The sequence below is a fragment of the Variovorax sp. W2I14 genome, assembly GCF_050435205.1.
GTDB lineage: Bacteria > Pseudomonadota > Gammaproteobacteria > Burkholderiales > Burkholderiaceae_C > Variovorax > Variovorax paradoxus_C.
The window spans coordinates 5,284,960-5,307,284 of sequence record NZ_JBNDJX010000001.1; the positions used below are offsets into that span (position 1 = coordinate 5,284,960).

A 22,325-nucleotide genomic window follows, 5' to 3' on the forward strand; every position below is an offset into this window, starting at 1 on the left:
GCGCTTAGCCTTGCGCCTCTCTGTTTCAACCCTTCTTTCACGATGACCACCCTTTTCGACCCCGTACAGGCCGGCGACCTGAAGCTCGCCAACCGCATCGTGATGGCGCCGCTGACGCGCAACCGTTCGCCCAATGCCGTGCCGCCCGATCTGGCCGTCACCTACTACGCACAGCGCGCCACCGCCGGCCTGCTGATCACCGAAGCGACGGCCATCAGCCACCAGGGCCAGGGCTATTCCGACGTGCCCGGCCTCTACGGCACCGAACAACTCGATTCGTGGAAGCGCGTGACCGAAGCGGTGCATGCCAAGGGCGGCAAGATCGTCGTGCAGCTCTGGCACGTCGGCCGCGTCTCGCACACCGAACTGCAACCCGATGGCGGTAAGCCTGTCGCCCCCTCGGCCATCACCGCCAAGACCAAGACCGTGCTCATCAAGGACGGCGTGCCGACCTTCGTCGAGACCTCCGAGCCGCGCGCCCTCGATGCGGCTGAACTGCCGGGCATCGTTCACGCCTATGCGGTCGCGGCGCGCAGCGCGGTCGAGACCGCCGGCTTCGATGGTGTCGAAGTGCATGGCGCCAACGGCTACCTGCTCGACCAGTTCCTGAAGGACGGCAGCAACAAGCGCACCGACGACTACGGCGGCTCCATCCAGAACCGCGCGCGCCTCCTGCTCGAAGTGACGCGTGCCGTGGTTGACGCGGTCGGCGGCGGCAAGACCGGCATCCGCCTGTCGCCCGTCACGCCCGCCAACGACGTGCACGACAGCGACCCGCAGCCGCTCTTCACCTACGCAGTGAAACAGCTCGCGCAACTCAACCTGGCCTACATCCACATCATCGAAGGCGCCACCGGCGGCCCGCGCGAAATCGAGGACCGGCCCTTCGACTACGAGGCCCTCAAGGCCGCGTACCGCGAAGCCGGCGGCAAGGGCGCATGGATGGTCAACAACGGCTACGACAAGCCGCTGGCCGACGAAGCCGTGAAGGAAGGCGACGACCTCGTGGCCTTCGGAAAGCCCTTCATTTCGAACCCCGACCTGGTGCGGCGCCTGCGCGAAAACGCACCGCTGAATGAGCTCGACAAGGCCACGATGTACGGCGGCGGCGCGAAGGGCTACACGGACTATCCGGCACTCGGCTGACGCCCTCGGCCATGGCAAGATGCGGCGGACTTTCCACGTCCCCGCCTCCATCCTCCAGGAGAGAAATGCCATGGCCCGCATCGCGCAACGACTGGCCGCACTCGGCCTCGTTCTTCCCCCGACCGTGACGCCGCCGCCCGGCGTCGTGCTTCCTTTCCAGTTCGTGCGGCTCATCGGCCGGCGCGCGATCGTCTCGGGCCACGGCCCGCTCAACGCCGACGGCAGCATCGCCTCGCCGCTTGGCAAGCTCGGGCGCGAGGTGAGCGTCGAGCAAGGCTATGTGGCCGCACGCCTCACGGCCCTCGCGATGCTTGGCAGCCTGCAACGCGCCCTCGGCGATCTCGACCGCATCACCGCCTGGACGCGCGTGTTCGGCATGGTCGCCTCGGCGTCCGGCTTCGACAAACAACCGGCGGTGATCAACGGCTTCTCGGACCTCATCCTCGACCTCTTCGGGCCCGATGTCGGCGCCCATGCACGCAGCGCCGTGGGCATGGCGGAATTGCCGTTCAACATCCCGGTCGAGATCGAGGGCGAGGTGGAGTTCGACGCGTGAGCAGCGCCGCGCCTTGGGTGCTCAGACGGGCTGGTGCGAGCGATGCGGCATCGGTTGCTGCCTGTGCCATCGAGGCCTTCCGCCACTACATCCCGCGCCTCGGCCTCACGCCGATTCCGATGACCAAGGACTACGGCGCTGCCATCGCGAACGCGCAGGTCTGGGTGGCCAGACAGCAGGACGAAGTCATTGCCGCGCTGGTGCTCGACATCACCGACGAGGGCTTCCTCGTCGACGTGATTGCAGTGCGGCCCGCGCACCAGGGCACCGGCGTCGGCCGCGCCCTGCTCGAGCTTGCGGAGCGCGAGGCGCTGCGCCAAGGCAACGATTCGATCTACCTTTTCACCAACGAGAAGATGACCGAGAACCGCGCGCTCTACGAACGCATCGGCTATGTCGAATACAAGCGCCTCACCCTGGCAGAGCGCACCCGTGTCTTCCTGCGCAAGCCCCTGAAGAAGTGACCGCCATGCAGCTCGCCCGCATTCACCACGTCGCCATCATCTGCGCCGACTACGAACGCTCGAAGCGCTTCTACACCGAGGTGCTCGGCCTGCGCATCGCCGCCGAGAACCACCGCGCCGCACGCGCTTCGTACAAGCTCGATCTCGCACTGCCCGACGGGTCGCAGATCGAGCTGTTCTCGTTTCCCGAAGCACCCGCACGCCCCACGCGGCCCGAAGCGCAGGGGCTGCGGCACCTGTCTTTCGAAGTGCACGACGTGCGGGCCGCGGCCGATGAACTCGTGGCGCACGGCATCGCGGTGGAGCCGCTGCGCGTCGACGAATACACAGGCCGGCGCTTCACTTTCTTCGCCGATCCCGACGGCCTTCCGCTCGAGCTCTACGAAGCCGCGCCGACCGAAAACCTCGACACGCTGCTGTTGAAACTCGAAGGCGCCCTGCATCTTCGTGAGGTGCGTGCGAACGCCGTGCAAATCGAAGAACTGCTCGACGACGACTTCCGCGAGCTTGGTGTGTCGGGCATGGAATGGACACGGCCCGCGATCGTCGATGCGCTGCGCGACGAAGCCTTCTCGGAGCGAACGATGTCGGACTTTCGCGTGCAGCGCATGGCGCCCGACATCGCGCTGGTCACCTACCGCGCGCACCGTGCCGCGATACCGGAGCGTGCTGCAGCCGATTCGCTTCGCAGCTCACTGTGGCGGCTGCGGCATGGCAGATGGCGCATGGTGTTTCACCAAGGCACGCCGCTGTAGCTGGTTTTTCTCCCTCCCCTTCCGGGGGAGGGTCGGGGTGGAGGCTCGACGGCCTCCACAAGAACTCGGCGCCCGATCGAAGGCCTGCCCCCATCCCAGCCTTCCCCCGGAAGGGGAAGGAGCAAGGCAGGCCTACACCGCTTCGCCGAACGCGACGCTCACGCGCAAGCCCACGGGTTCGGCCGCTTCGAGCCGCAGCTCGGCGCCCAGCAGTTCCGCATAGCGCGACACGATCGACAGCCCCAGCCCCGAGCCCTGCCCCAGCTTTTCTCCAGCAGGCCCCTGCGCCCAGCGCTGCATCAGGTCGCGCTGCGCCTCGAGCGGAATCCCGGGCCCATCGTCGATCACGCTCAGTGTGCGCCCCGCAAGCTCCACTGTGATCGTGCGGCCGCCATAGCGCAGCGCGTTGTCGATCAGGTTGTCGAGGATGCCTTCGACCAGCGCTTCGTTCGCCATCACGACCACGCCATCGTCGAGGCCGCGCGCGCCGAGGTCCACGCCCCGCGCATCTGCACGCGCGAGATGCCGCAGCACCGTCTGCTCGGCCAGCACATCGAGACGCACCGGCGCGCGGGCGAGGCTGGTGCGCGCTTCCTCGGCCAGCGCGAGCGCGAGCAGCTGGTCGATCAAGTGGCTCGCGCGCGCCTGGCGCTCCGACACGCGCGCGAGCTGCTCGCGCCAGACAGCCGTGTCTTGCTGGGCCAGCCCGTACTCGGCGAGCGCGCGAATGCCGGCCAACGGCGTGCGAAGTTCATGCGCCACATTGCCCACGAACTCGCGCTGCGCCTGCACGCTCTGGCTCAACCGCTCGAACAGCGAATTGACCGCATTGCCCAGGCGCTGCAACTCGCGCGAGGTCTGCGCCACCGCAACTGGCGACAGGTCGTGCACGTCGCGCCGGTCGAGCGCACGTTGCAGCTCGCCAAGCGGCCGCAGGTCGCTGCGAATGCCCCACCAGAGCCACACCGCGAGCAGCAGCAGCAAGACGATCTGCGGCGCGAGCGCAAAGCCGAGCAGCTGCCGCACCAGCGCCGTGCGGCTGAGCGTGGTCTGCGCGATCACCACGCGGTAGGGCATCGCGATGCCCGGTTCCGCATCGTGCTCGAGCACCACGGCACGCAGCACCGTGCCTTGATAGTCGAGGTCGGAAAAACGGTAGCGCGCGCCGTCCACCGGCAGTGGCGCCTTCAGGTCCGACTGCCCCGAGATCAGCGTGCCGTCGAGCCGCTGCACCGAGAAGTAGATCTTGTCGACCTGGTCGAACAGCACCGTGGCCACTTCGCGCGGCGTGAGCAGCAACTCGATGCCCCGCTCCCCCGCCTGCACGTTGGCCGACAGCGCGTACGCATCGTCGAGCATGCCGCGATCGAAGGCCCGTTCGGAAAAGTAATTGGCAATGACCAGCGCGATCACCGCGCCGACCACCCACGTGAGCGCCAGCGGCACCAGCACGTTGCGCAGGACCCGCCGCGTGAGCGACGGTGCGATCGGGGCAGCAGTGCTGTCCGTCACACCTCGGCTTCGAGCAGATAGCCGATGCCGCGCAGCGTGCGGATGCTCGCACCGGTGCCGAGCAGCTTCTTGCGCAAACGCGAGATGAAGGCTTCGAGCGCGTTGTCGCCCAGCGACTCATCGAAGCTGGAGAGCTTGTCGGACAGCGCACGCTTGCTGACCGTGCGGCCGGGCGGGCTCATCAGTTCCCACAGCACCTCGAACTCGCGCGCGGGCAGGTCGAGCGGGCCGCCCGCGGTGGAGAAGCGGCGCGCCTTGCGATCGAGCTTGAGCTGGCCGAGCAGCACGATGTCTTCGGTGCCCTTCGCGCGGCGCACCAGCGCACGCAGGCGCGCTTCGACTTCGGCGAGATCGAAGGGCTTGCCCAGGTAATCGTCGGCACCTGCATCGAGGCCCGCGATGCGCTCCTCCGTGCGGCCGCGCGCGGTGAGCACGAGCACCGGCGTGCGGTCGCCGCGCGCACGTGCCTGCCGCAATGCGGTGAGGCCGCTCGCCAGACCGCTCGTCGGGCTTGCCGTAGCCGGCAGGTTGAGATCGAGCAGCACTGCATCGAAGGGTTGCACGCGCCAGAGATGGTCGGCGTCTTCGACGTTGGTCGACACGTCGACCCGGTGGCCCGCGTCCGCCAGGCTGCGCAGCATCACATCGCGCAGTACGGCGTCATCTTCGACAAGCAGGATTCGCATGGTGGTGGGGGTGTGGAAGTGTGAAGAGTTGCTGAATGGATGGGTCAGGGGCCGGTCAGTAGCTCCACACGATAGTCGTTGCATGAGCATACGACAGCAGCATGAAACACGGGCCATTTTCATGGCCGGCGCCACACGATGAGCGCACGTGACGCCTCCGATGAGCTGAGCCTGGTTCCCCCCGAGGTGCAACGCACCGCGGTGGTCCTCCTGCATGGTTTATGCAGCACGCCTGACGAGCTGCTGACCGTGCAATCGGCATTGCGCGCCCGGGGGTATGCGGCACATCCGCTGTCGATCGACGGCTACTCGTTCGATGCCAACGCGCCGATGCAGCATGCCGCGCCGTACGAACATTGGCTCGACGCCATCCAGGCCCAGGTGAAGGCGCTGCGCAAGCAGCACGACCGCGTGATGCTGGTCGGCATCTCCGCCGGCTCCTCGCTCGCACTGGGCGCGGCCATCCGCTGCGGCCGCGAGGTCGATGCGCTGGTGCTCATGTCGACCACGCTGCGCTTCGACGGCTGGGCGATTCCGCGCACGCAGTTCCTGCTGCCGCTCGCGTTCTACACGCCGCTCGGGCGCCTCTGGCAATACCGCGAACGGCCGCCCTACGGCGTGAAGAACGAACGCGTGCGCGCCTGGATCGAGCGCGAACTGCGCCACCGCAAGATCTCGCGCGCGGGCTGCTCGGTGCTCGGCGTGGATCACCTGCGCGAACACGACCGGTTGATCCGCCATGTGCGGCGCAACCTGAACGCCGTGCAGTGCGACAACGTGCTCGCACTGCATGCCCAGCAGGACGAGGTGGCCAGCGTGGCCAACCTGGGCATCCTCGCGCGCGGCCTGCGCTGCCGCGCATTCCGCACCGTGGTCGTGGCCAACAGCTACCACATGATCACGATAGACAACGACCGCCAGCAGGTCGTGCGCGAAACAGTGTCATTCGCCGATGCGGTAGCGCATGGCTCGATGCCCGAGCATCCCCTGTACGCATGAGTTCGCCCGAACGAACACACCTGAAAGGAACACAGCCCATGTCCTCCTCGCCCACCTTCAACAGCATCGCGACGATCCTGGAGACCGACTTCAAGGTCGATCGCAGCGCCATCTCGCCCGCCACCGTGCTGACCGACCTCGGGCTCGATTCGCTCGCGCTGATGGAGTTCGTCTTCGCAGTGGAAGACGCCTTCCACCTGCGCATTCCCGAGGACCGGCTCGACCCGCGCGAAGCCGGCATCACGCTGCAGCGCCTGTGCGAAGTGATCGATACCGAAAGCAGCGGCGTGGTTGCATCTGCACCTGCAGCTGAGGCGGCTCACGCATGAGCAGCGGTGCCGCACACGCCGTGCTGGCTGCGTCCGCAGCGCGTGCGGCATCCGCACCTGTGCGCGTGAGCGGCATCGGCTTCGTCACGCCCATCGGCCGCACCGTGGAGGCCTTCGACGATGCGCTGTTCGCCGGTCGCTCGGCCGTGCGCGCACAGACGCTCGAGATCAAGGGCATGGACCCGATGTCGCTCGCCGTGGCCGCCTGCGATTTCGATTCGAACGGCGTGCGCAGCACCTCGCGCCTGCCGCTGGACCGTGGCACGGCCATGGCGCTCGCCGCCGCACAGGATGCGGCGACACAAGCCGGGCTCGGTGCCGACAGCGTCGATCCCGAACGCCTGGGCATCTTCTGGGGCAGTGGCCTCGCAGGCGCGGGCGCCTTCGACACCACGACCAGCGCCCTCTACGGCGAGCAGAAGCGCATGCGCCCGACGACCGTGCTCACCGTGATGCCGAATGCAGCGGTTGCCGAACTTGCACTGCACTTCGGCGCACGCGGTTCGGCCATTGCCTATGCGTGTGCCTGCGCCTCTTCGGCTGTCGCCATCGGCGAAGCGATGCGCGCGATTCGCGGTGGATGGATCGACGTCGCCATCGTCGGCGGCCACGACGCGATGCTCACGCCCGGCGTGATGGCCAGCTGGCACGCGATGCGCGTGATGGCGCCACCGCCGGCGGATGCGCCGTCGTCCGCCTGCCGGCCTTTCTCGGGCGACCGCGCAGGCTTTGCGATCGGTGAAGGCGCTGCCGCGCTGGTGATCGAATCCGAAGCGCATGCACGGGCGCGCGGCGCGGACGCTGCGCCCTTCGTGCTCGCGGGCTACGCCACCAACTGCGACGGTACGCACATCACAAACCCCGACAGCGCGGGCCAGGTGCGCGCCATGCGCGCCGCGTTGCGCGATGCCGGCATCGAGGCCTCGGACATCGGCCACATCAACGCGCACGGCACCGCCACGTCGGCCGGCGATGCGGCCGAAGCCGCATCGATCCGCGAGGTGTTCGGCAGTGCCACGCCGGTGAGCGCCACCAAGGCGATTCACGGCCATGTGCTCGGCGGCGGCGGTGCCATCGAACTGATTGCCACGCTGCGCGCACTGGCGCGCGAAGCCTTGCCGCCCATCGCCAACCTGCAGACGCCCGATGCCGCTTTCGATCTCGACTTCGTGCGCGGCGAAGCGCGCGAAGCCAAGGGCATCCGCTACGCGCTCTCCAACTCCTTCGCTTTCGGCGGCACCAACGCGGTGATCGTGGCCGGTCTCTCTTCAGACGCACCGGATCGCTGAAGGCTTGCTGAAAAACACAAGGCGGTGCATCGGCTGGTCGTTCTCGTCGTGCCCGTGTTCGCGCTGCTCATGGCGTGCGAATTCGCCTGGGGCTGGTTCAAGCACCGCAACACCTACCGCTTCAGCGACACGCTCGGCAGTCTGAGCCAGGGCCTGTTGAGCCAGGCGCTCGCGGTGTGCACGCAGCTCTTCCAGATCGGCCTCTACGCGATGGTCTATCCGGTCGTCGCGATCTGGACGCGACCCGCCTTCTGGGACAGCGCCATCGGTTGGATCGTGGCGGTGCTGCTGTTCGACTTCTGCGACTACTGGCTGCACCGCGCGGGCCACGAGTCGGCGGTGTTCTGGGCCGCGCACTCGGTGCACCACCAGAGCCAGCAGTTCAACTTCTCCACCGCACTGCGGCAGGAGAGCATGGTCGCTTTTCTCGGCTGGGCCTTCTACCTGCCGATGGCTGTCGTCGGCGTGCCGCCCGAGCAGTTCGGCATCGCGGGGCTCATCGTGCTGGTCTACCAGTTCTGGATCCACACCGAGCACATCGGCAAGTTGGGCTGGTTCGACCGCGTGTTCTCTTCTCCTTCGAACCATCGCGTGCACCACGCGGTGAACGACGGGTATGTGGACCGCAACTACGGCGGCATGCTCGTGGTGTGGGACCGCATGTTCGGCACCTTCGCCGAAGAGAACGCCCCCCCTGTCTACGGCACACGCAAGGCGCTCACGAGCTTCGATCCGCTGCGGGCGATCCTCGGGCCGTATGCGCCGCTCGTGCGCGACAGCTGGCACACGCGCAGGTGGCGCGACAAGCTCGCGGTGTGGTTCAAGTCGCCGGGCTGGCGGCCGGCCGATGTGGCGGCACGTTTCCTGGAAGCGCCGTTCTCGCTCGACGAAGCGATGCACATCCATGATCCGGTGCTGACGCGTGCGCAGGTCGTCTCGGCGTCGATCCACTTCATCGGATGGACCGGCGTGACGCTTGCTTTCCTGTGGGGCGCCGACGACCTCGCATTCCGCACCGGCCTTGAACTCCTCACGCTGGCCGTCGCGGGTTTCTGGGCCATCGGCGCGGTGCTGGATTCCCGCATCCGCCTGCGATGGGCGTGGTGCGCGCAATGCGCACTGCTGGCGTTCTCGGTGGCGCTCCTGGCCTGAGGCGCAGTCGCTCGCTAAGCTCGGCGCTTCCATCGCTCCGGGACTTTCACCAATGCGCAGGCTCGCCACGCCCGAAGACCTCCACGCGGTCTTCACGCTCTACATGCACGAGAAGGTCGTGCCCTACCTCGGCCACGACCCGATGCCGCTCAAAGACTTCCGGCCCATCTACCAGGAGATGGTCGAGAGCCGACGCTTCTTCGTCTATGAACTGGACGGGCGCATCGCCGGCTTCTATCGCGCGACGCGCTATCCGGGCCGGGTGCAGCATGTGGCGAGCCTGGGCACGCTGGCTGTCGATCCCACGTTGCACGGAAAAGGCGTTGCGCTTGCGATGGTGAACCAGGCCATCGACGAGCTGAAAGCAGCCGGCGTCAAACGCATCGAGCTCTGCGTCGAAAGCGATAACGCGCCGGGCCTGCGCTTCTACGAGAAGCTGGGCTTCCAGCGCGAAGGCACGCTGCGCAAGTTCTACAAGCGAGCCGGCGACGCGGAGGCCATTGACGATCACATGATGGCGCTGCTGTTCGACTGAAGAGAACGGCTCATGCCAAGTTGCGTTCGAAAAGATAAAACCGTTCACGCTGAGCTTGTCGAAGCGCCGCGCAAGGCTTCGACAAGCTCAGCCCGAACGGTTCTTGTGAATTGATCGCGAATTCGTATCAAGGCTTCCAGCGGAGCAGCAGCAGCGCATTCGCCATCACGCTCACGCTCGACAGCGCCATCGCCGCGCCGGCGACCACCGGGCTCAACAAGCCGAAGGCCGCGAGCGGGATGCCTGCCACGTTGTAGGCGAAGGCCCAGAACAGGTTCTGGCGGATCTTCGCCACCGTGCGCGCGGAAAGTTCGAACGCCTGGGCCACCAGCGCGAGGTCGCCGCGCATCAGCGTGATGCCGGCCGCTTCCATCGCCACGTCGGTGCCACCGCCCGAGGGCGCCATCGCGATGCCCACGTCGGCCGCGGCGAGCGCAGGGGCGTCGTTGGCGCCATCGCCGACCATCGCCACCACGTGGCCGTCGCGGCGCAAGGCGCTGACCTGCGCGGCCTTGTCGGCCGGCAGCACATCGGCGCGCACGTCCTCGATCGCAATGCCGAGCCGCGCCGCCATGGCTTGCGCCGCGCGCAGGTTGTCGCCCGAGATCATCACCACGCGCAGGCCTCGCGCACGCAGCGTGCGAATGGCTTCGGCGGCCTGTGGCTTGGGCTCGTCGGCGAAGGCCAGCAGGGCCTGCACATGCGCGGCACCTGCTTCGTCGAAACGCAGCAGTGCCGACACCGTGGCACCCTGCGCCTGCAGGCTCTCGACCTCGGCTTCCGCGGGCATCGCATCGAGCTCCCTGCACCAGCGCAGGCTCGCGATGGCCCAGGTGGCGCCATTCACTTCGCCGCGAACGCCGCGGCCCGGCATGGCCTGCATCGCGCCCAGCGGCGGCGCCTGCACGCCGCGTTGCGCTGCGGCGGCGAGCACGGCGCGTGCGAGCGGATGTTCGCTGCCGCCTTGAAGACTGGCGGCGATGGCGAGCAACTGGTCTTCCGTGGCTTCGATGCCCGCCACCGGCAGCAATGCGGTGAGCACAGGCCGGCCCAACGTCAGCGTGCCGGTCTTGTCGAAGGCCACGGTGTCGACGCGGTGCGCAATCTCGAGCGAGCGTGCATCCTTGATCAGGATGCCGTGCCGCGCGGCCACGCCGGTGCCGGCCATCACCGCGACCGGCGTTGCGAGGCCCAGCGCACAAGGGCAGGCGATCACCAGCACGGCGACGGCGTAGATCAACGCGGTTTCGACGCCGGCGCCCGCGATCAGCCAACCTGCCAGCGTGAGCAGCGCGATCACCAGCACCACGGGCACGAACACGGCCGCCACCTTGTCCACCAGCCGCTGGATCGGCGCCTTGGCGGCCTGTGCGTCCTCGACCAGACGGATGATGCGTGCCAGCACGCTCTCGGCACCGATGGCGCTCACCTCGATCACCATCCGGCCATCGCCATTGACCGCGCCGCCCGTCAACGCATCGCCGGGTCCCTTGGCCACCGGCAGCGGTTCGCCGGTGAGCATCGATTCATCAACTTCGGACTGGCCTTCGATCACGCGCGCATCGGCCGGCACGCGCTCGCCGGGACGCACGGCGAGGCGGTCGCCCACCATCACCTCGGCAAGCGGCACATCGCTTTCACCGCGTGCGCCGACCAGGTGCGCGACCTCTGGCCGCAGTTGCTGCAGCGCGCGAATTGCGGAAGTCGCCTGGCGCTTCGCACGCGCCTCCAGCCACTTGCCGAGCAGCACCAGCGTGATCACCACCGCGGCGGCTTCGAAGTACAGGTGCGGCATTTCGCCATGACCCGCGTGCTCACCCGTCGCCGAGCGCCACCACAGCCACAGGGACAGGCCGAACGCTGCGCTGGTGCCGAGCGCCACCAGCAGGTCCATGTTGCCGGTGCGGGCCTTGGCTGCATGCCAGCCCGCGCGATAGAACCGCGCACCGAGCCAGAACTGAACCGGTGCGGCGAGCAGCAACTGCAGCCAGGGCGGCAGCATCCAGTCTTGCCCGAAGGGATCGCCGAGCATGGGTGCCAGCAGCGGAATCGACAGTGCCAGGCCGATGGCCACGGGACCGAAGCCGTGCCACGGCGACAGTGCAGCCGCTTCGTCGGCCACGCTGCTTGCGGCGCGCGGTTCGTAGCCCGCAGCCCGCACGGCGCGGCGCAGGCGCGCGTCCATGTCTTCGGCATCGGTGGTCACCACGCGGGCCGACTCGGTCGCGAGGTTCACGCTGACGTCCTGCACGCCGGGCACGTTCTTCAAGGCGCGCTCCACGCGCATCACGCACGAAGCGCAGGTCATGCCGCCGACCGAGAGGTCCAGCGTGGTGGCGTTGGCAGTGGCGGCCGAGGGATGTTGCTGCAAGGTTTCCATGTGCCGAAGACTAAAGCCTCACACCATGGCAAGGTCAAGGCTGATTTTGAAGTGCCCCTTCGCTGGACGTTGACATCGTGAGAGGGTTCAAACTGGCGGCTCATTTCAATCATTCATTCATCCACCAAAGAAGGAGCCAGAACGATGAGCCAGAAATTCCAGGTGTCGGGCATGAGCTGCGGCCATTGCGTGAACGCGGTGCAGAACGCGGTGCAGACGGTCGATCCCGAAGCGCAGGTCACGGTCGATCTCGAAACCGGCCATGTCGACGTGCTGAGCGAACAGCCGCGCAAGGACATCGTTGCCGCGATCGAGAACGCGGGCTACGGCGTTCAATGACGGTCCAGGTCGCCATCGGCGAAGCCGCACGCCTCTCGGGCGTGTCGGCGCGCATGGTCCGGCACTACGAGGGGCTGGGCCTCCTGCCGGCGGTGGCGCGCACCGACAGCGGCTATCGGCAATACAGCGAGGCCGATGTGCACACGCTGCGCTTCATCAAGCGCTCGCGCGACCTCGGTTTTTCAATGGAAGAAATCGCCGAGCTGGTGGGCCTCTGGCACAACCGCCGGCGCGCGAGTTCGAGCGTCAAGCGGGTTGCGGAAAAGCACCTGGGCGAACTGGAGCAGCGCATCGCGGATATGCAGTCGATGCGCAACACGCTCGCGCACCTCGTGCATTGCTGTCACGGCGATGCACGCCCGGACTGCCCGATCCTCGACGACCTGGGCAAAGCCTAGATCAGGCGCCGCGCACCAACGAGAGCACCTTGCCCGCATCCAGCGTGCGGGCCTTCTCCTGAATGGCCGGCAGATATTGCGTCTGCAGGCTCTGCCCTTCCTTCACCACGCCCGAGAACGCATCCTTGAGCATCTGCGTCGAGAGGGTGCGGCCGCCGCCGTAATAGCGCTTGGCCACATGGCCGAGGGCGTAGGTCGAGGCGAAGCTCATGCCCGAGCTCACGGCCTGGTTGCCCAGCCCGCGCAGCAGGCCGCCGCCCATCTTTCCGAGCAGACCGCCGAGCAGCTTGCGCCCGGCTTGCTCCAGGTACTGGGAGGTCAGGCCCACACCCACGGTAGCGAGGAAATCCTTGATGTGGCCGCTGTCCAGCTGATAGCCGTGCGCCTGCCCGATGCGGTAGACCAGCTTCATCTGCAGCGGAATGATCGCCATGGTCGAGAGCGTCTCGGGCAAGAGCTCGAGCGCGCCGTTGAGGATGGAGGCGTTGAGGATCGACTTGTCGAGCTCGGCGCTGTCCGGCACGTTGGGGGCGGCAACCGAAGTCGCGGCAGTTCCCGCTGCAGCCGCGACAGGCACCGCGGCAATTTCTTCCGCCTGCTCTGAAAACCGCGCCGCCGAGGCATCGAGGCCGAGCGAGGTGCGCACATCCACGAGGAACATGCGCTCCGCTTCCGATTGCGCGCCGTCGGCGTCGCACACGCACACCGCCATCTCATAGGCGAGCTGCTTCGATTCGTTGCTGGCCAGCTCACCCGCCACCGAGGCCAGCGACACGCGCTTCATCAGCACGTCCTGGTAGAGCGTCGGCAGGTTCAGCCCGTCGGCTTGCGACAGGCCCTCCGCAATGCGCTTGATCTCGGCACGTTCGCGCTCGTGTTTCTCGCCGTCGACAAAGGCAGCCAGCAGGCTCAGGGTCACGATGGCCTTGGTTTCTGAAGGTGTCATGTTCGAAATTTTTTGCAATGTGAAGGACGGCGTTGGGTTGCCCACCGGCGCGAAGGTTCCTCTGGCGTTGTCCCCGCAAAACTTGGGCAACTCTGTGGATAACGTCGGCACTTCTGTGTAGGGGCGCGGCAAGTGATTGATTTCAAAGGGAAATCTACATATTGCCCAAATAAGAGGCACTGGATTTTTCGGACCGAAAACCGCCTTTCGCAGATTTTCTAGGGGCTGTCAAAGGACAACTCTGGGGAGAGTTCTGGCACAAGCCATGGGTTATCCACAGGGCGGGCGGGTTACCCAATGTTGTCCCTTTTGCGGGTACATCCCGGAAGCACGGCTGCGCACAGTGACAGAGCAATGACAAGTCGTTGTCACATAAGGAAAAAAGTGCCCTTTCCACAGAAGAGTGCTTCCCTTATCTACTACTACTAATTTGAATAAGAAGAATAAGAAATAGAAGACAGAAAGAGCGCCGCGCCAAAAAAAAGGCCGCGAAAGGCCGCGCCGGTTCCCGACGCCTCGGACGAGAAAGCGGGCCCGCCGTCCTTCTTTGCCCTCGCTAACATTCGCGGATGAGCTTCAAACCCCGGATCCTGATCGCCGAAGACGAATCGGGCATCGCCGACACCCTGCAATACGTCCTGAAGAGCGATGGCTTCACGCCGGTCTGGTGCGCCACCGCCGAAGAAGCCATCGCGCAGTTCGCAGAGGAGCCGCCCGCGCTGGCCATCCTGGACATCGGGCTGCCCGATCTCAACGGTTTCGAGCTCTTCAAGCGCCTGAGAGCGTTGAACCAGTCGCAGGGCGGGCCGGAGGTCCCGATGCTGTTTCTCACGGCGCGCAGCGATGAAATCGACCGCGTGGTGGGCCTGGAACTGGGTGCCGACGACTACATCGCCAAGCCGTTTTCGCCGCGCGAACTGGTCGCGCGGGTCCGCACGATCCTGCGGCGCAGCACGCGCAACAGCCCTGGAGGCCCCGGAACGGCCGCAGGGCCCGGAAACGGGGTACCCCCTCAAAATTTGCCCCCGCCGCCTCCAGCGGCCCCACAGACCCCGCCAATGCCCTTCGCGCTCGACAACGAGCGCATGCAGATCCGCTATTACGGCCGGCTTCTGGAGCTCTCGCGCTACGAATACGGCTTGCTGCGGCTGCTGGTGCAGCGGCCGGGCCGCGTTTTCACCCGCGACGAATTGCTGGAACACGTCTGGGACGACGCGAGCGACAGCTTCGACCGCACGGTCGACGCCCACATCAAGACGCTGCGCGCCAAGCTCAAGGCGGTGGCACCCGACGTGGAGCCGATCCGCACGCTGCGCGGCACGGGCTATGCCCTGAACGAAGAACTTCCATCGAAGGCATGACACCGGTCCCGGTCTGCCTTTTCGGGGAATACCGCGGAACCGGCTTTGCCGGGCCGCAGGTATTGCCCCCGGCGAGGGGGTTGGAGGCCACACGAAGTGGGCAAGCCTGGGGGAGAGCCAGGCTTTGACAAGACGCACGCGGATCTTCATCGGCATCCTGCTGATCTACACGGCGGGCATCGCCTTTTTACTTTACCGCGTGGTATCGGACATCGATCCGCGCTACCGCGAATCGGCCGAAGAGTCGCTGGTCGAGACTTCGCAGCTCATGGCCAGCCTGGTCGAGCAGGATGTGATCGCAGGCGCCATCAACACCGGGCGCCTGGAGCCGCTGTTCCGCACCGTCTACGCGCGAGAGTTCTCCGCGCAGATCTACAACCTGCACAAGAGCCAGGTGGAACTGCGCGTGTACGTCACCGACCGCAGCGGCCGCGTGATGTTCGATTCGCTCGGCAGGCACCTGGGCGCCGACTATTCGCAATGGAGCGACGTGAGCCGCACGCTCGCCGGCCTTTATGGCGCGCGCACCTCGCGCGATGTCGACGGCGATCCGCGCACCTCGGTGATGTACGTGGGCGCGCCGATCCGCTGGAACAACGAGATCGTCGGCATGGTCAGCGTCGGCAAGCCGGTGCAGAGCTTCGGCCAGTTCGTGGAAGACGCGCGGGCCCGCACGCTGTGGGTGGGCGTGGGTTCGGGCCTGGCGCTGTTGCTGCTGGCGGTGATCGTCTCGGTCTGGCTGGTGCGGCCCTTCGGGCTGATTTCGGACTACTGGACCTGGGTGCGCGCGCAGCGCACCCTGAGCTTTTCGCGCATGGCGCGGCGCGCGGTCGATGCGGTGCGCACCGGCTTCAGCGAAATGCGCGACGCACTGACGGGCCGCAACTACGTCGCCGACTACGTGCAGACCTTCACGCACGAAGTGAAGAGCCCGCTCTCGGCGATTCGCGGGGCGGCCGAACTGCTGCAGGAGCCGTCGATGCCGCATGCGGAGCGCGAGCGGTTCCTGAAGAACATCGAACGCGAGACGCAGCGCATCCAGGAAATCGTCGACCGCATGATGGAGCTCACCGCGCTCGAAACGCGGCGCGCGCTGGAGCGCACCGAGCCGGTGCCACTGGCTTCGCTGATCGACGACATCGCCATCAGCGCGCAGCCCGCGGCGGCCAAGCGGAACATCCGGCTGCTGGTGAACATCCGCACCGAAGCCAGCACCGAAGGCGACCCGTTCTTGTTGCGCCGTGCGATCAGCAACCTGCTGGACAACGCGATCGATTTCTCACCGCCAGACAGCGAGGTGCTGCTGACGCTGGAGACCACCGCGAAGCTCGCGCGGGTGAGTGTTCGCGATCACGGGCCCGGCATTCCGGACTACGCACAGGAAAAGGTTTTTCAGAAGTTCTATTCGCTCGCGCGGCCGCACAACCAGAAGAAAAGCACGGGGCTGGGGCTCGCGTTCGTCAAGGAAATCGCAGCGCTGCACCGCGGGCGCATCGAACTGGGCAATGCGACGCGCGGCGGCGCGGTGGCCACGCTCACGCTGCCGCTGTTGTCACATCACTGACCTGTCAGGGTGCCGTAGGCGCGGCGCGTCTCGGGGCTCACCGCATCGAGCAGTTGCTCGTACGACGTCTGGTGCCGCGCCAGCATGCGCGCCGACGCCACCGTCTTCGATTTGCAGAACCAGTGGCAGGTGTGCTGCATCAGGAACAGCTCCGCCGACATGGTGAAGGCCTTGGACTTGGCCGGGCGGTTCGATCCGTTCTTCATCACGCCGGCGATGCCGCGTGCATGGATGTTCAACGCTTCGCGCAGGTCGAAGGTCCCGGCCGGGAACAGCTTGTGCGCGTACGGAATGGCGATGGGCAGCTTGCTCACGCGCGTGTCCGCTTCGGGAAGGCGCGCGAAGCCGGCGGCGAAGCTGTCGAATTGCGACGAGAGCTTTTCTTCGGTGGTGTCGAGCAGGCTCCAGATCTGCTGGCGGCGCTCGGGGTCGTCTTCGCCGAGGCAGCGGAGGTAACCCTGGGTCAGGCTCTCCATGAGCTTCTCGATCTGGTACTGGCCGAGGTGGCTGCCCAGCAGCGCGATGCGCTGGCGCTGGTCTCTGGACTTGAGGATGTAAGCGCCGACAAGAAGCAGCGCCACCAGCGTGAGGATTTCCATGATGAATGCGTTCGGCCAAAGAAAAAAGGGGACGGCACCGAGTGTAGAGACCCGGTGCCGTCCCTTTCGGTCAGCGTTTACCTGAAGAAATCGAGGATGCGGTTGCGCTCTTCAGGCGGAGGCGGTGCCCCGATCGGCGCGCCGGTGAGCTCTTCCACCGGCGGTGGCGCCTGCTCGGCGTTCTCCAGGCCCAGGCTCGCCACGTTGTGCCCCGGCGTGAAGTCGTCGAAGTACCACTCGCCGTCGATGCTCACCACGCCCGGCGGTGCAGTCGGCTGCGTGACCGGCACGCCCTGCAGCGCCGATTGCATGTAGCCGATCCAGATCGGCAGGCTCAGGCTGCCGCCGGTTTCGCCGCGCACGCCGAGCTGGCGCGGCGTGTCGTAGCCGATCCATGCGATGCCCACGCGCGTGGGCTGGAAGCCCGCGAACCAGGTGTCGAAAGAATCGTTGGTGGTGCCGGTCTTGCCGTAGAGGTCGTCGCGCTTCAGGGCCTGGTGCGCCTTGAACGCGGTGCCGCCCTTGACCACGCTTTGCAGCAGCGAATCCATGACGAAGGCATTGCGCGCGGGGATGGCGCGCCGTGCTTCGTCGAGCACAGGTGCCTCGGTTTCCATGATGACCTTGTCCTTCATGTCGGTGATGCGGGTGACCAGGTATGGGTTGACGCGGTAGCCGCCGTTGGCGAACACCGAGTAGCCCACCGCCATCTGCATCGGTGTGACCGAGCCTGCCCCCAGGCCCATCGGCAGGTTGGCGGGCTGCTTGTCCTTGTCGAAGCCGAACTTGGTGACCCAGTCCTGCGCATAGGGCGCACCGATCGATTGCAGCACGCGCAGCGTCACCAGGTTCTTCGATTTCATCAACGCGGTGCGCAGCGGCATCGGGCCTTCGTAGGTGCCTTCGAAATTCTTCGGCTCCCAGGGCTGGCCGCCGTTGGCGGCAGCATCGAAATACAGCGGCGCATCGTTCACCACGGTGGCGGGGGTGAAGCCCTTTTCGAGCGCGGCCGAATAGATGAACGGCTTGAAGCTCGAACCCGGCTGGCGCCAGGCCTGCGTGACGTGGTTGAACTTGTTCTTGCCGAAATCGAAACCGCCCACCAGCGCCTTGATCGCGCCGCTGCGCGGGTCCATCGCGATGAAGGCGCCTTCCACTTCGGGCAGCTGCGTGATCTCCCAGGTGCCCTTCGGCGTCTTCGCCACGCGGATCACCGCGCCGCGGCGGATCTTGATGTTGGGCGGTGCCTTGGCTGCGAGGCCAGACTGCGCGGGCTTCAAGCCCTCGCCGGTGATCTGGATCGCTTCGCCGTTGGCACGCACTGCGCTGATTTCCTTCGCGTTGGCATCGAGCACGACGGCGGCGATCACGTCGCCGTTGTCGGGATGCTCGGCGAGCGCGTCGTCCACGGCCTCATCGACTTCCTTCTGCTCGGTCGGCAGGTCGACGAACTTCTCGGGCCCGCGATAGACCTGGCGGCGCTCGTAATCCATGATGCCCTTGCGCAGCGACTTGTAGGCTGCCGCCTGGTCGGCCGCGACCAGCGAGGTGTAGACCTTCATGCCGCTGGTGTAGATGCTGTCGCCGTACTGCGCGTACATCATTTGCCGCACGGTTTCGGCGACGTACTCGGCATGCAGGCGGTTCGGGTCGGCCGCGTCGCGCAGATGCAGTTCTTCCTTCTTGGCTTCGGCTGCCTGTTCGGCGGTGATGAAGCCGGTCTCCTGCATGCGGTCGATCACATAGAGTTGGCGTGCGCGCGCACGGCGCGGGTTGGCCACCGGGTTGTTCGCACCCGGAGCCTTCGGCAAACCGGCGAGCATCGCGGCTTCGGCGATGGTCACGTTCTGCAGGGGCTTGCCGAAATACGCTTCCGACGCAGCGGCAAAACCGTAGGCGCGATTGCCCAGGTAGATCTGATTCAGGTAGATCTCGAGGATCTGGTCCTTCGTGAGCTGCTGCTCGAGCCGGAAGGCCAGCATGATCTCGTAGGTCTTGCGGCTGAGCGTGCGCTCCGAGCTCAGGTAGACATTGCGCGCTACCTGCATCGTGATGGTCGAGGCGCCCTGCTTCCTGCCGCCCTTCAGGCTGGCCACCGCGGCGCGCGCGAAGCCCTTGTAGTCCACGCCGCCATGGTCGTAGAAGCGCGCGTCTTCCACCGCGAGCACGGCATCCTTCATGACCTTGGGAATGCTTGCGAACGGCATGAGGTTGCGGCGCTCTTCGCCGAACTCGCCGATCAGCGTGCCTTCGGTCGAGTACACGCGCAGCGGCAGCTTGGGCCGGTAGTCGGCGAGCTCGGAAATGTCGGGCAGCTTCGGATAGATGGCGACGACCGCGACGATGGAGGCGACCAGCACCACGAGCGCGCCGGAGCCCGCCACGATGGCACTCCATTTGCCGATGCGTTTCCAGCGGGCGTTGCGTTCGTCCGGCGTGGCGCCGTCGTCGGGTCGGGAAGGGCTTGAACGTTTGAACATAGAGAAAGTGGCTAGCGAAGGGGTTGGAGCCGGCGGGCGCCGCTGCGTTCCAGCATCGGCAGGTCGAGTGCGCCGCGTCGCGCGGCCTGTTGCGCGCAATGCATGGCGTCGAAATACTTGTCGTGGTCGAAGGCGATCAACACCAGGTCCACACCGGCATCGAGGGCGCGGACCGTGGCATCGCACAGCCCGCGGTTGTAGGCCGCGCCCATCGTCAGATCGTCGGTGACGAACAGGCCCTGAAAGCCCCACTCGCCGCGAATCAGCTGCTGCACGATTTTGCGCGAGAAAGAGGCCGGATAGACCGCATCGAGCTCCGGAACGAGCACATGGCCGAGCATGATCGCGGCGTTCGAGTTTCTGGACACGTCTTGAAACGGCTTCCAGTCATGTGTTGCAAGTCGGGCGACGGGCGTGCGCAGCGTCGCGGCAAAGTGATGCGTGTCTTCGGTCACGCCGCCGAGTCCGGGAAAGTGCTTGAGCGTGCCGCGCACGCCAGCCGATTCGAGGCCTTGCTCGTAAGCGAGCGCCACCTGCGTGGTGAGTGCGGGGTCCGCCGAAATGGCGCGCTCGTCGATGCGGGTGTGCAGATCCCATCGGCCCGGCGCGCGGCCGGTGCGCAGATCGACCACGGGACTGAAGTTGAGCGTGATGCCAAGGGCAGCAAGCGCTCTGCCTTGCTGCGCGCCGTAGGCGTGGGCGCGTTGCGCGAGTTCGTTCTCGGGCACGTCCACATCGAGCAATGCCGCGAGCCCGGGCTGCCGTTCGATCAACGGCGAGAGACGGGACACGGCGCCGCCCTCCTGATCTGTCGCGACGATCAGCGGAGGCAGGCCGGCTTCGCGGCGCAGGGCCTGCAGGTCATCGATCTCCTTGCGCAGTTCGATGGCCGTGCGTCCCTTCACATTGCGGCCCGTGATGAACACGCCGCCGATCAAGCCCTTGCGGGCGAGCTCGTGCAGGTCCTTCGCATCGTCGTAGCCGACGATGAAGTGCGCGCCGAGCATCTGCGCCAAGGGGCCGGATGAGGTGGGCACTGCCGCACGGTGATGCAGGCTCGCCGCTTCGTTGCCGAGGGCCGTGAGCAGCGCCGCGAACACCAGGCCGAGCGACACGGGCCGCAGTGCGCGACGCCCGAAGCGCCATGCAATCACCGCGCCCACCCCCAGCGCACCCAGCAGCATCGGCAACTCCCATGCACGCATGAAGCGCAGATGCGGGTCCTTCAGGTGCCAGGCCCAGAACCACAGCGCTGCCAGGGCCAGCCAACCCAGGGCACCGAGCGCGGATCGCAGGAATTTCATGCGCCTTGTGCAGCGGGTGCGGTGGGTTCCGCGCGGCGCGACAGTGCATACCAGTCGACCTTGCGCGTCACCAGCATCAGCGTGGCCAGCATGCCGAAGATCAGCAGCGCGCCGAGCAGCAGCGCATTGCTTTCGGAGGCGAGCAGTCCATAGAGCGCGCCGTACAACAGCGCGATGAAGGCACCGAACGACAGGCCGCGTTGCCAGCCACCGAGCACGGCGCTGAAGTACACGGCGAGCAGCGCAACGCTGGCGCTGGCTGCACGCCGCATAGGCGATCCAGAACGCGAACTTCTCGGACAGCGCGAGCAGCAAGAGGAAGAACAGCGCGATCGAAAGGCCGACGAGGCCGTACTGGATCGGGTGCAGGCGCAGCTTGCGAAAGAGCTCGAACATGAAGGCCGCCATCAGCACCAGGCCGATGAAGAGCATGCCGTACTTGCCGGCGCGCGTGCTCATCGAATAGACGTTGATCGGCTGCGCGAGCGACACGTCGAAGGTCTGCAGCGGGCCGAGGTTGCGTTGCGGGCGCGCGCTGCTCGCCGTTGCCACTGCGGCTGCATCGTTGCCATCGACGCGGCCGGAGAGTCCGGCGCGCACCTGTTCGCGCGCCGAGGTCACGAGCGACGAGATGCGCCATTGCGCATCGAAGCCTTGCGGCGTCACGTTGCGCTGCGCCGCGAGAAAGCGGCCACCGAAGCTGGGGTGCGCCCAGGGCGAGGTGAGGTGTGCGGTGGTGTCGTCGGCGATGGGCGCGATCGCGAGGGTGTCCTGGCCGACGAGGCCGAGCTTCATCTCGAAGGTGAGTGGCGTGTTGGCCTGCCATGCAGCGAGTGCGGCGCCAGTGACCGGTGCGTGGATGCCATCGGCGAACCAGGCGTTGTCGGCAAGGCCCGGCACGCGCTGCTTGAAACGCAGTGCCTCGCCGCCCGTCACCAGCGCCGGCGAACCGTCGAGGCCGCGCAGGTCGCTCACGTTGAAGGCGATGAAAGGCGCCTTGAACTCGATCTTCGAATCGTTTTCGCTGTGAGGCAGGACCTTGGGGTCGAAGGCCGTGAAGCCGCCGGTCAGCGTGGCGTTGAGTGTGTAGAAAGGAATCTTGAAGATGCCGCGATAGCGCTCTTGCGGGGTCATCGAGCCTTCGATGTGCAGCTTGTCGGGAAACACCGCATGGACCATTTCCTTGCTGCGCTGCTCCTGGCCGATCACCTTGCCTTGCGCATCGCGCAGCGGCTCCATCCAGCGCTCGACATACGGCACCAGCAACAGCGGGCCGATCATGGTCTGGCTGCTGGCATAGGTGGCGGCGAGTTCCTGGGCGGCTTCGCGCTGGCTCTCGCCGCGCGCGTTGTTGATCGAGTCGATCTCCGCGAGCGGAATGCAAAGCAGCAACGTCAGGAAGAACAGGCCGGCCACCTTGGCCAGCACGGATGTCTGAAGTGCCTTCAGGAACTGAAGCATGGTTTTTTCTCCTCGTCTGTAGCGAAGCGGCGATGCTCCCCGCGCGACCCGAAGCTTGTGTGAAGCACCG

Annotated in this window: 20 protein-coding genes; 13 read left to right on the forward strand and 7 right to left on the reverse strand. The window is 66.4% G+C overall.

All coding sequences use genetic code 11. From position 1 onward, the window contains the following. The first annotated feature begins 42 nt into the window (after positions 1-42). The 4 genes from QF040_RS24680 to gloA2 all read left to right on the forward strand — a co-directional run bounded on the left by QF040_RS24680 (position 43) and on the right by gloA2 (position 2,921). On the forward strand, positions 43-1,146 hold the full coding sequence (locus QF040_RS24680; protein WP_429613216.1) for an alkene reductase: 1,104 nt from the start codon (positions 43-45) through the stop codon (positions 1,144-1,146). A 70-nt stretch (positions 1,147-1,216) separates the two neighbouring features. Continuing rightward, positions 1,217-1,702 carry a RidA family protein gene (locus QF040_RS24685; protein ID WP_429613217.1) on the forward strand — a complete coding sequence of 162 codons (486 nt, stop codon included), beginning with the start codon at positions 1,217-1,219 and terminating at the stop codon, positions 1,700-1,702. Next, positions 1,699-2,166, forward strand: coding sequence for a GNAT family N-acetyltransferase (locus QF040_RS24690; protein WP_429613218.1), 468 nt, complete (start codon positions 1,699-1,701; stop codon positions 2,164-2,166). The genes QF040_RS24685 and QF040_RS24690 overlap by 4 nt, the downstream gene beginning before the upstream one ends. Before the next feature lie 5 nt (positions 2,167-2,171). Further along, positions 2,172-2,921 (forward strand): SMU1112c/YaeR family gloxylase I-like metalloprotein, encoded by a 750-nt coding sequence (gene gloA2, locus QF040_RS24695; RefSeq protein WP_429613219.1) that lies wholly within the window; start codon positions 2,172-2,174, stop codon positions 2,919-2,921. A gap of 132 nt (positions 2,922-3,053) precedes the next feature. Here the strand turns inward: gloA2 and QF040_RS24700 are convergent, their stop codons facing one another. Further along, entirely contained in the window at positions 3,054-4,433 is a 1,380-nt protein-coding gene (locus QF040_RS24700) for a sensor histidine kinase (RefSeq protein ID WP_429613220.1), read from the reverse strand. Then, entirely contained in the window at positions 4,430-5,119 is a 690-nt protein-coding gene (locus QF040_RS24705) for a response regulator transcription factor (RefSeq protein ID WP_013538509.1), read from the reverse strand. The genes QF040_RS24700 and QF040_RS24705 overlap by 4 nt, the downstream gene beginning before the upstream one ends. Before the next feature lie 138 nt (positions 5,120-5,257). Between QF040_RS24705 and QF040_RS24710 the strand changes: the two genes are divergently transcribed. Genes QF040_RS24710 through QF040_RS24730 form a run of 5 tightly spaced genes read left to right on the forward strand, consistent with a single transcriptional unit; the run spans position 5,258 to position 9,423 of the window. Continuing rightward, positions 5,258-6,118, forward strand: a complete 861-nt coding sequence (locus QF040_RS24710) for an alpha/beta hydrolase (RefSeq protein ID WP_429613221.1) — start codon at positions 5,258-5,260, stop codon at positions 6,116-6,118. 38 nt (positions 6,119-6,156) lie between these two features. Then, complete coding sequence (locus tag QF040_RS24715; RefSeq protein WP_429613222.1) at positions 6,157-6,447, forward strand: acyl carrier protein; 291 nt, start codon at positions 6,157-6,159, stop codon at positions 6,445-6,447. Then, entirely contained in the window at positions 6,444-7,736 is a 1,293-nt protein-coding gene (locus QF040_RS24720; protein WP_429613223.1) for a beta-ketoacyl-[acyl-carrier-protein] synthase family protein, read from the forward strand. Before QF040_RS24715 ends, QF040_RS24720 begins: the two co-directional genes overlap by 4 nt. Positions 7,737-7,760: 24 nt before the next feature. Further along, a complete protein-coding gene (locus tag QF040_RS24725) occupies positions 7,761-8,888 on the forward strand; it encodes a sterol desaturase family protein (RefSeq protein WP_429613224.1) in 1,128 nt (375 codons plus the stop codon). A gap of 52 nt (positions 8,889-8,940) precedes the next feature. Continuing rightward, the gene (locus tag QF040_RS24730; RefSeq protein ID WP_429613225.1) at positions 8,941-9,423 is read left to right on the forward strand and encodes an N-acetyltransferase family protein; all 483 of its coding nucleotides are present in this window, start codon (positions 8,941-8,943) and stop codon (positions 9,421-9,423) included. Positions 9,424-9,550: 127 nt separating this feature from the next. Here the strand turns inward: QF040_RS24730 and QF040_RS24735 are convergent, their stop codons facing one another. Next, a complete protein-coding gene (locus QF040_RS24735) occupies positions 9,551-11,803 on the reverse strand; it encodes a heavy metal translocating P-type ATPase (RefSeq protein ID WP_429613226.1) in 2,253 nt (750 codons plus the stop codon). Positions 11,804-11,947: 144 nt separating this feature from the next. Here QF040_RS24735 and QF040_RS24740 point away from each other — a divergent pair, with 144 nt between their 5' ends. Both QF040_RS24740 and cueR read left to right on the forward strand, forming a co-directional pair. Next, complete coding sequence (locus QF040_RS24740; protein ID WP_206176408.1) at positions 11,948-12,142, forward strand: heavy-metal-associated domain-containing protein; 195 nt, start codon at positions 11,948-11,950, stop codon at positions 12,140-12,142. Further along, entirely contained in the window at positions 12,139-12,540 is a 402-nt protein-coding gene (gene cueR, locus QF040_RS24745) for a Cu(I)-responsive transcriptional regulator (protein ID WP_013538501.1), read from the forward strand. Before QF040_RS24740 ends, cueR begins: the two co-directional genes overlap by 4 nt. A 1-nt stretch (position 12,541) precedes the next feature. On the opposite strand, the gene QF040_RS24750 is transcribed toward cueR, so the two are convergent. After that, positions 12,542-13,486 carry a YcjF family protein gene (locus QF040_RS24750; protein WP_429613227.1) on the reverse strand — a complete coding sequence of 315 codons (945 nt, stop codon included), beginning with the start codon at positions 13,484-13,486 and terminating at the stop codon, positions 12,542-12,544. A 569-nt stretch (positions 13,487-14,055) separates the two neighbouring features. On the opposite strand from QF040_RS24750, the gene creB reads away from it, so the two are divergent. Together creB and creC are read left to right on the forward strand one after the other, a co-directional pair. Further along, a complete protein-coding gene (gene creB / locus QF040_RS24755) occupies positions 14,056-14,847 on the forward strand; it encodes a two-component system response regulator CreB (RefSeq protein WP_429613228.1) in 792 nt (263 codons plus the stop codon). A gap of 124 nt (positions 14,848-14,971) precedes the next feature. Further along, positions 14,972-16,411 carry a two-component system sensor histidine kinase CreC gene (gene creC / locus QF040_RS24760; protein ID WP_307511807.1) on the forward strand — a complete coding sequence of 480 codons (1,440 nt, stop codon included), beginning with the start codon at positions 14,972-14,974 and terminating at the stop codon, positions 16,409-16,411. Here the strand turns inward: creC and QF040_RS24765 are convergent. From QF040_RS24765 to creD, 3 genes are all read right to left on the reverse strand, one after another. Beyond that, complete coding sequence (locus QF040_RS24765; RefSeq protein WP_429613229.1) at positions 16,405-17,010, reverse strand: hypothetical protein; 606 nt, start codon at positions 17,008-17,010, stop codon at positions 16,405-16,407. The genes creC and QF040_RS24765 overlap by 7 nt on opposite strands. Before the next feature lie 77 nt (positions 17,011-17,087). Beyond that, positions 17,088-19,490, reverse strand: a complete 2,403-nt coding sequence (locus QF040_RS24770) for a penicillin-binding protein 1A (RefSeq protein WP_429613230.1) — start codon at positions 19,488-19,490, stop codon at positions 17,088-17,090. A gap of 11 nt (positions 19,491-19,501) precedes the next feature. Then, positions 19,502-22,255, reverse strand: coding sequence for a cell envelope integrity protein CreD (gene creD / locus QF040_RS24775; RefSeq protein WP_429613231.1), 2,754 nt, complete (start codon positions 22,253-22,255; stop codon positions 19,502-19,504). Positions 22,256-22,325: the final 70 nt, after the last annotated feature.